Below are 8004 nucleotides of genomic sequence, written 5' to 3'. Positions count from 1 at the left end.
GCCAGCGGCAGCGCGCCGGTCACCAGCGCCCGACCGAGGCGGCCCATCCCCCGCAGGTCGGCCAGGGCGGTGGCGACGATGTCGACGCGGCTGTCCGGGTCGTCGACCCAGTCCACCGGCACCTCGTGGATGCGCAGCCCGGCCCGTTGGGCGAGCACCAGCAGCTCGGTGTCGAAGAACCAGCCGGTGTCGCGTACGTGCGGGAGCAGCCCGGCGGCCACGTCCGCGCGGATGGCCTTGAACCCGCACTGCGCGTCGGAGAACCGCGCCGCCAGCGCGCCCCGCAGCAGCAGGTTGTAGGCCCGGGAGATCACCTCCCGCTTGGCGCCGCGCACCACCCGGGACGTACGCGCCAGCCGGGTGCCGATCGCCAGGTCGGAGTGGCCGGAGATGAGCGGCGCGACCAGAGGCAGCAGCGCCGCCAGGTCGGTGGACAGGTCCACGTCCATGTACGCCAGCACCGGCGCGGACGACGCGGACCACGCGGCGGACAGCGCCCGCCCCCGCCCCTTGGCGTCCAGGTGCCGTACGCCGACGCCGGGCAGCTCGGCGGCGAGCGCCTGGGCCACGGCCAGGGTGCCGTCCACGCTGGCGTTGTCGGCGACGGTGATCTGGAACGGGTACGGGAAGTGCTCGCTGAGATGCGCGTGCAACCGACGTACGCACGGCCCGAGGTCGGTCTCCTCGTTGTAGACCGGGATCACCACGTCCAGCACCGCGCCGGCGGTGGTGGACCGGGTCTGGACGGCGCGGGCGCCGCTGAGCGCGGTCACGACGCGTCCGCGCCGGTGCTCAGGTCGTAGACGGTGACTCCGTCCACGGTCTGCGCCGTGAAGGTCTCCGCGACCCAGGTGGAGATCTCCTGCGCGGCGGAGCTGCCACCGTTGGCCCGGAATCCGCCGCCACCCACGAAGTAGTGGATCTTGTGCTCGGCGACGTGACGCTGGAACTGCGCGAGCGTCGGTGACGGGTCGCTGCCGTTGAACCCGCCGATCGGCATCACCGGGTCACCGGTGGCCAACTGGTAGCCGGAGGCGTTGTTGGAACCGATGGTGGCCGCCACCCAGGTGTAGTCGTCGCTGTCGCGCTCCAGCAGCTCGCGCAGCGCGGCGCTGGGCTCGCGGGCGTCGAGCAGACCGCCCATGCCGCCGCCCTCCCGGCCACCACCGGCGCCGGGCAGCTGACCGCCGCCGGGAAAACCGCCCGGGAAGCCCGGCACCTGCGCACCGCCGGGAGCAGCGGGCACCTGCCCGCCGCCCGGGAAGCCGGGCATCTGCCCGCCGCCCGGGAAGCCGGGCATCTGCCCGCCGCCCGGGAAGCCCGGGAACTGTCCGCCGTTCTGGTTGCCGTTGCGGCCGTCGCCGCCGGGCGGCTGAGCGCCGTTGCGGCCGTCGCCGGGGAACTGCCCGCCGCCGGGGAACGCCATGCCGCCGGGCGGTCGTCCGCCGGGGAAGCCGCCGCGACCGAAACCGCCCGCCACCGCCGGGCCGGCGCTCGGGATCGAGCCGGTGTGCGGGGTTGCGGCGGTCTGCGCCGCGTACGCCGCCGGCCCCGCCAGGGCCGCCGCCGCGCCGACGCCGAGCACCACGGGCACCAGCCAGCGGGGCAGTCGGGCGGCCAGCAGGATCAGGGCCGCGCCGAGCAGGCCGGCGACCAGCACGGCGGTACGCAGCCACGGGTACCAGTCGGGGCTGCGCCCGAGCAGCACCCACGCCCACCAGACGGTGACCGCGAGGGTGGCGGCGAGCGTCACCGTGGCGGCCAGCGGACGCCACCGCTGCCATCGGGACACCACCACCGGTTCGTCAGGCGTGCCGGCGACCGGGGCCGGCCGCGGTCGGCGCTGCCGCCAGAGCAGGGTGACGCCGATGCCGACAAGCGCGCCGACGGCCGGTGCGAGCGCCACGGTGTAGTAGGCGTGGAAGATCCCGGACATGAAGCTGAAGATCAGACCGGTGACCAGCAGCCAACCGCCCCACAGCAGCAGGCCGGCCCGGGTGCGGTCGGTACGCGCGGCCCGCCCGGCCACCAGCAGGCCCGCGACCAGCAGGATCAGCGCGGCCGGCAGCAGCCAGGAGATCTGACCGCCGACCTCGCCGTCGAACATCCGCAGCAGGCCGGTCTGCCCGGAGAACGGGCCACCGCCACCGCCCATCCGCCCGGCACCACCGCCGCCGACGCTGCCCACCTCGTCGCCGGTGATCCGGCCGAGGCCGTTGTAGCCGAGGGTCAGCTCCAGGATGCTGTTGCCCTGCGAACCGCCGATGTACGGGCGGGCGCTGGCCGGGACGAGTTCGACGACGGCCACCCACCAACCGGCGGACACCACCACCGCGAGACCGGCCAGCAGCAGTTGCCGCACCCGCCGCCACAGCCCGGTCGGCGCGGCCAGCAGGTAGACGCCGGCGAACACCGGCACCAGCAGGAACGCCTGGAGCATCTTGGTCAGGAAGCCGAAGCCGACCAGCACGCCGGCCAGCACGATCCACCGGGTGCTGGCCGTCTCCAGCGCGCGCACGGTGGCGTACGCGCCGCCGACCAGCAGCAGCACGAGCAGCGCGTCCGGGTTGTTGAAGCGGAACATGAGCGTCGCCACCGGGGTGAGGGCGAGGACCGCACCGGCGATCAGGCCGGCGACCGGCCCGTACCAGCGCTTGACGCTCGCGTACAGCACGCCGACGGAGGCGACCCCGCAGAGCGCCTGCGGAACGAGCATCGCCCAGCTGTTGAGCCCGAAGACGCGCACCGACAGGGCCATCAGCCACAGCGAGGCGGGCGTCTTGTCCACGGTGATCGAGTTGGCCGCGTCCGACGAGCCGTAGAAGAACGCCTTCCCGCTCACCGAGCCGGCCTGCACGGCGGCCGCGTAGAACGAGTTGGCCCAGCCGGAGGCGGCCAGGCCCCAGAGGTACAGCAGGCCGGTGCCCAGGAGCAGGACCACCAGCGCGGGCCGGGTCCAGGTCGGCGCGCGGCCCGCCGGCGGCGAGTGTTCCTCGGGGCGCGTGGTCGTGCGCGGCGGCCTCTCCGGTTCGGCGGGCGTCGTCGGCAGGGTGTCTGTTCTGTCCATGCGGCCAGCCTCGGCGGCCGGACTGGCGGGACCCCGTGCGCCGACTATGTGTCAGCTGTGGGATTCGGCAGGCGGACGACGAACACGGTCCGCCCCGGCCGGCTGTCGACGGTGACCGTGCCGTGGTGGGCCTCCACCACGGCCGCCACGATCGCCAGGCCGAGGCCGGTGCTGCCGTGCGCCCGGGACCGGGAGCTGTCGCCCCGGGCGAACCGCTCGAACATCTCCGGTCGCAGCTCCGCCGGCACCCCCGGCCCGTCGTCGGCGACGGTGAGCACGGCGGCGTCCGCCTCGACGGCCAGGGTGGTGGTGACCGTCGTTCCCGGCGGGGTGTGCACGCGGGCGTTGGCCAGCAGGTTCGCCACCACCTGGTGCAGGCGGGCGGCGTCGCCGGGCACCCGGATGACCACCTCGGGCAGGTCGAGCTGCCAGCGGTGCTCGGGGCCGGCCACGTGCGCGTCGCTGACCGCGTCCACCACGAGGGCGGACAGGTCGACCGGGTCCACGGCGAGCGGCCGGCCGGTGTCGAGCCGGGCCAGCAGCAGCAGGTCGTCGACGAGACTGGTCATCCGGGTGCTCTCCGACTCGACGCGGCGCAGCGCGTGCGCCACGTCGGCGGGGACCTCGTCACGGCCGCGCCGGGCCACCTCGGCGTACCCCCGGATCGCCGCGAGGGGGGTCCGCAGCTCGTGGCTGGCGTCGGCGACGAACTGGCGTACCCGGGTCTCGCTGGCCTGCCGCGCGGACAGCGCGTCGGCGACGTGGCCGAGCATCCGGTTGAGCGCCACGCCGACCTGGCCGACCTCGGTCCGCGGGTCGGTGTCCCCGGCCGGCACCCGGACGGCGAGCGCGACCTCGCCCCGGTCCAGCGGCAGCTCGGTGACCCGGGTGGCGGTGGCGGCCACCCGGTTCAGCGGTCGCAGCGTGGCGCGCACGATCAGCGCGCCGGCTGCACCGGCGAGGAGCAGCCCGACGGCGGCCACCCCGGCCTGCGCGGCGACCAGCGCCCAGACGGTGTCCTGTACGCCGCTGAGCGGGATCGCCACGGCCAGCACGTCCCCGCTGGGTAGCTGCCGCGCCACCGCCCGGACGTCGCCCTCGCCGAGGGTGACGGTGCGCGGCCGACCGTCGGTGGGCAGCGCGACCAGCCGCGCGGCGTCCGCGGCGGGGACGTCGGCGAGGCTGCCGCTCTCGGTGCTCCTCGTCGCCGTGGTGACGCCGTCGGCGAGGCGTACGGCCAGCGAGCCCGGCGGGAAGCCACGCGGAGGCTCCGGCGGGGGCGGGCCGACGGCGCCCGGAGGCGTGGCGGGCCACCCGGGGTCGCCGCCCTGGCGGAACCACGGCGGCACGTCGGCGCGCGGCCGGTCCCCCATCGTCAACTGATTGTCGACCTGGCCGACCAGGAAGTGCCGCAGGGCGACCGTGGTGAGTCCGCCGATCGCGACGCTGACCAGGGCGAGCAGTGCCACCAGGGCGAATACCAGCCGGGCCCGCAGCGACCGGCCGGCCAGCCACCGCCGGGCGGTGCGCAGCGGCCGGCGGCGCGGCCGTACGTCAGTCGGCGGGTTTGAGGACATAGCCCGCGCCGCGCAGCGTGTGGATCATCGGCGGCCGGCCGGCGTCGATCTTCTTGCGCAGGTACGAGATGTACAGCTCCACCACGTTGGCCTGGCCGCCGAAATCGTAGTTCCACACCCGGTCGAGGATCTGCGCCTTGCTGAGCACCCGGCGCGGGTTGCGCATCAGGTAGCGCAACAGCTCGAACTCGGTCGCGGTCAGCGTGATGAGCTGGCCGGCGCGGCGGACCTCGTGGCTGTCCTCGTCGAGGCTGAGGTCGCCGACGGTCAGCACCGCCTCCTCCTGGGCGGCGACCGCGAAGCCGGAGCGGCGCAGCAGCGCGCGCAGCCGGGCGATCACCTCCTCCAGGCTGAACGGCTTGGTCACGTAGTCGTTGCCGCCCACGGTCAGCCCGGCGATGCGTTCCTCGACCGCGTCGCGGGCGGTCAGGAACAGCACCGGCACGGTGGGGGCGTGCTCGCGCAGCCGGCGCAGCACCTGGAAGCCGTCCAGGTCGGGCAGCATGACGTCGAGCACGACGGCGTCCGGCTGGAACTGCCGCGCGGCGCTCAGCGCCGCCATGCCGTTGCCGGCGCTGCGCACCTGCCAGCCCTCGTAGCGCAGCGCCATCGACAGCAGGTCGGTCAGTGTCGCCTCGTCGTCGACCACCAGCACCCGGACCGGTTCGCCGTCGGGACGGCGCAACTCGATCCGGCCCGGCACGGTCTGCCCCTGGATGACCATGTCCCCCATCGTGGGCGTGTCCGCTGTGTCGTGCCTCTGCCCCACCTGTGTGGCAGCTGTGCGGCCGGGCCGCCGGACCACCGTTCAGCCCTCGCCCGTGCTCACTCGGACACCCCGTACGCGTCGGTCCGCACGAACCGCATGCTCCACCCGCCCAGGCCGTCCGGCTGGTCGCGTTCGTAGAGGTGGTCGGGACCGGGTTGCGTCGGGCCGGTGCCGTCCGGGTGCCGCATGATCCAACGCGGCGGCGGAGCCCCGTCCGGCCCGGCCGGAACCTCGCGGACCAGGCCGTCCGCGGGACCGCCGACGAAGCGTACGGTGACCTCGCTCATCGCGGTGTCTCCCCGGTGACCGTGCCGGCACGCTCGGTGCGCCCAGCCCTGGCTCGCAAGCTACCGCACCCGCCACCGGCCCGCGCCGGTGTACGCCGGGATCGGCCAAGCCCGATCACCGCACGGTTTGCCCAGCTCGGACCCCGGGTACCGCGTTCGGAGGCACCCGCCGTCGGCGGGCGAGGGCGAGGAGTGGTCGATGCGCACGCTGGATGGGCGGTATCAGCTCGAACAGCGTATCGGCGTGGGCGGGATGTCCGAGGTGTGGCGAGCCCACGACCGGGTGCTGGACCGGCCGGTCGCGGTGAAGCTCATCTCGCCCGGCCCGGAGGATCTGCACGACACGGTGGACCGCATCCGCACGGAGGCCCGCTCCGCGGCGCGGCTCGTGCACCCGAACGTCGCGAGCGTGCACGACTTCGGCACCTCCTCGACGCTGCCCGGCCGTCGGGCGCCCTACATCGTGATGGAGCTGGCCGAGGGCGAGACGCTCGCCGCGCATCTGCGGGCCGGTCCACTGGACTGGCGCATCTCGGTGCGGGTCTGCGCCGAGGTCGCCGCCGCGCTGTCCGCCGCCCACGCGAGCGGCATCGTCCACCGCGACGTGAAGCCGGCCAACGTCATGCTCACCCCGGTCGGGGTGAAGGTCCTCGACTTCGGCATCGCCACCCCGTCCGGGGTCGCGGACCCGATACCGCACGGCATGGTGTTCGGCACCCCGGCGTACCTGGCGCCCGAGCAGCTCGACGGCACACCGGCCACCCCGGCGGCCGACATGTACGCCCTCGGCGTGCTGCTCTACTACTGCCTGACCAGTCGGCTGCCCTACCGGGCGAGCAACGCGGCCGAGCTGCTGACCGAGCGTCGGACCCAACCTCCGGAGCCGCTGCCCGAGATCGACGGGCTGCCGCCGGAGGTGTCCGAGCTGTGCCGCTCCTGCCTGGCCGACGACCCGGCGCAGCGTCCGACAAGCCTGGTCGCCGCGCTGCTGCTGGCCGAGGCCGTGGACGCCCGGGTGTACGTGCCGATGATGATCCCCACGCCACGCCGACCTGCGGCGACGTCGCCGTGGAACGAGCGGGCCGCCGCGGAGGCCACCGAGGCCCTGTCGATGGTCGACGGGCCCTGAACCCGGGGTGGCCCCGCGTTTCGCCCGCTCGCGGCCGGGTAGCCGGGCGGGGAGCGACGGGAGGAACGCGATGCCGAGCCCCAGTTCCTGGCTGCACGAGGCCACCGCGACGGCCGAGGGCGGCCACGTACGCACCGACGACGGAGGGCTCTCCACGCCGCTGGCGTCGCCGCTGGCGGCGCACTGCACCGGCCTGAGACCGGAGCAGTTGTTGGCCGCGGCCTTCGCGTCCTGCCTGCACCACGCGGCGGTGGAGGCGGCCGGGGAGATCACGAACGAGGCGCACACGGTCCAGGTACGCGCCGAGGCGAAGCTGGGCCGCGACGACGACGGCCGGTACCGGGCCGACGTGCACGCCTCGATCTCCTCCGCCGGCCTGAGCCGCGCCCAGCTGGCCGATCTGGTCGAGTACGCCGACCGGCTCTGGCCGTTCTCCAGCGGCGACAACACGCGGCACCGACTGACCGTGACCCCGGCGGAGAACGGCCGGCACTGATCCCGGGCCGATTCGCGGCTTTTCGGATGCCGCCTCCGCCGGACGACCACCGTGGGCCCCCACCGTTCGGTGGAGCGGGCATCCTCCGAAGGGAGGAGCGCCGGGGAGCGGCCGAAGGCGGCGCCGGAGACCGCAGCGACGACCGGGTTAGCCGGTCCAATCGGGAATACCCGGCTTGCCTGATCGGCGAGGTTTCATGGGTTCGACCGGCCTTCCGCCCGATATGACAGCCATGATCCGGGCAAATTGTGGCGCATGCCACCGTACGGGCCGATGGCAGCGGGCGGTCGACTATCTAGCCTCGGCGGGTGCATCCCGTCGACCCCGCTGCCCAGAAGCTGACCGACGCGCTCTCGACCACCCGTTCGGGCGACGCCGCATCAACCGAACGGACGATCGGCCGTCACCGGGTCCCCGACCCGCCGCGCCGCGCCCGGCTGGGCTCCACCCCCATCCGGGTCGCCCTGGCCACCGGCGTCACCTGCTGCCTCGGCCTGGGCGCGTTCGCCGTCGCCCGTGGCGCCGAGGACGCGCCGCAGCCCGTACGACCGATGGCCGATGCGCTGGCCGACCGCGCCGCCATCGCCGACGAGCGCGCCTCCCGGTCGCTGGACCGCGACGCCGCCCCCGCCCGGGTCCTCCCCACGACCCCCACAGCGTCGCCGACCGCCACCCCCAG

7 protein-coding genes and 1 pseudogene are annotated in these 8004 nt (G+C 74.8%); 3 read left to right on the top strand and 5 right to left on the bottom strand.

The window, feature by feature from the left end; genetic code table 11:
* The 5 genes from AB0J68_RS21770 to AB0J68_RS21750 form a co-directional block, all read right to left on the bottom strand.
* Positions 1-773 (bottom strand): dolichyl-phosphate beta-glucosyltransferase (locus tag AB0J68_RS21770; protein ID WP_363940225.1); only part of this gene is annotated, 773 nt, incomplete at its 3' end.
* Complete coding sequence (locus tag AB0J68_RS21765) at positions 770-3067, bottom strand: glycosyltransferase family 39 protein (RefSeq protein ID WP_363940223.1); 2298 nt, start codon at positions 3065-3067, stop codon at positions 770-772. The genes AB0J68_RS21770 and AB0J68_RS21765, both read right to left, overlap by 4 nt.
* A gap of 44 nt (positions 3068-3111) precedes the next feature.
* Positions 3112-4578 (bottom strand): HAMP domain-containing sensor histidine kinase, encoded by a 1467-nt coding sequence (locus tag AB0J68_RS21760; RefSeq protein WP_363940227.1) that lies wholly within the window; start codon positions 4576-4578, stop codon positions 3112-3114.
* A gap of 43 nt (positions 4579-4621) precedes the next feature.
* Positions 4622-5368 (bottom strand): response regulator transcription factor, encoded by a 747-nt coding sequence (locus AB0J68_RS21755; protein ID WP_363940221.1) that lies wholly within the window; start codon positions 5366-5368, stop codon positions 4622-4624.
* A 101-nt stretch (positions 5369-5469) separates the two neighbouring features.
* Positions 5470-5700, bottom strand: a complete 231-nt coding sequence (locus AB0J68_RS21750) for a hypothetical protein (protein WP_363940219.1) — start codon at positions 5698-5700, stop codon at positions 5470-5472.
* Positions 5701-5899: 199 nt separating this feature from the next.
* Between AB0J68_RS21750 and AB0J68_RS21745 the strand changes: the two genes are divergently transcribed.
* From AB0J68_RS21745 to AB0J68_RS21735, 3 genes and pseudogenes are all read left to right on the top strand, one after another.
* Positions 5900-6829, top strand: a complete 930-nt coding sequence (locus AB0J68_RS21745; RefSeq protein WP_363940217.1) for a serine/threonine-protein kinase — start codon at positions 5900-5902, stop codon at positions 6827-6829.
* A 70-nt stretch (positions 6830-6899) separates the two neighbouring features.
* Positions 6900-7325 carry an OsmC family protein gene (locus AB0J68_RS21740; protein WP_266241740.1) on the top strand — a complete coding sequence of 142 codons (426 nt, stop codon included), beginning with the start codon at positions 6900-6902 and terminating at the stop codon, positions 7323-7325.
* Between the two features lie 308 nt (positions 7326-7633).
* Positions 7634-8004: pseudogene (locus AB0J68_RS21735) on the top strand (hypothetical protein); the annotation flags it as partial.

Origin of the sequence: Micromonospora sp. NPDC049580, assembly GCF_040675595.1 — a bacterium.
Lineage (GTDB): Bacteria > Actinomycetota > Actinomycetes > Mycobacteriales > Micromonosporaceae > Micromonospora.
The sequence above is the reverse complement of the archived record's forward strand: the minus strand, read 5'-3'. Positions and strand labels throughout refer to the sequence as shown.